Source organism: Rossellomorea aquimaris (assembly GCF_001877785.1).
GTDB classification, from domain to species: Bacteria; Bacillota; Bacilli; order Bacillales; family Bacillaceae_B; genus Rossellomorea; species Rossellomorea aquimaris_A.
In genome coordinates, this window is sequence record NZ_MINN01000113.1 from 1 (window position 1) to 591 (window position 591).

Below are 591 nucleotides of genomic sequence, written 5' to 3' on the forward strand. Positions count from 1 at the left end.
GAATAAGGAGATTGCGTATGGGGGTGGTTGGGTCAGCTGTAAGAGGACCGTGGATGAGTGTTGGAAGGGGGGGTGACAGGTCCAGTGTCACATGGATATATGATGAGTAATGGGGATGGGTGTTGTGTTATTAGACAGAGTATGTGAGGGGTAAGTGGTTTGTTTTTCTGGGTGTCAGCTTGAAGAGGTGTTGTGTGGTGGTCTGATTGGTGTGTTTTTTTTTTCACGCAATCGATGCCGCCTAACCAAGTATTGGTCGGCTTAGCGTTATTTTTAACATTTTTCATCATGGCGCCAGTTGCGACAGAAATTAACGACACGGCCTTGCAGCCATATTTGGATGAAGAGCTGGAACAAGAAGAAGCGCTTGATGCGGCTATCTTGCCGATCAAGGAATTCATGGCCCAGCATACGCGTGAAAAAGATTTGGCGTTGTTCTTCAAATACGCCGAACTCGAAAAGCCGGAGGGCATTGAAGGCATTCCGTTGACGTCCTTGGTCCCGGCATTTGCACTTAGCGAATTGAAGACGGCTTTCCAGATCGGCTTCGTCATCTTCATCCCGTTTTTGATCATCGATATGGTCGTCGCA

The 591-nt window shown here is 47.9% G+C and carries 1 pseudogene; it reads left to right on the forward strand.

The features are described from left to right. Window positions 1–225 precede the first annotated feature (225 nt). Window positions 226–591: pseudogene (locus tag BHE18_RS16735) on the forward strand (flagellar type III secretion system pore protein FliP); the annotation flags it as partial.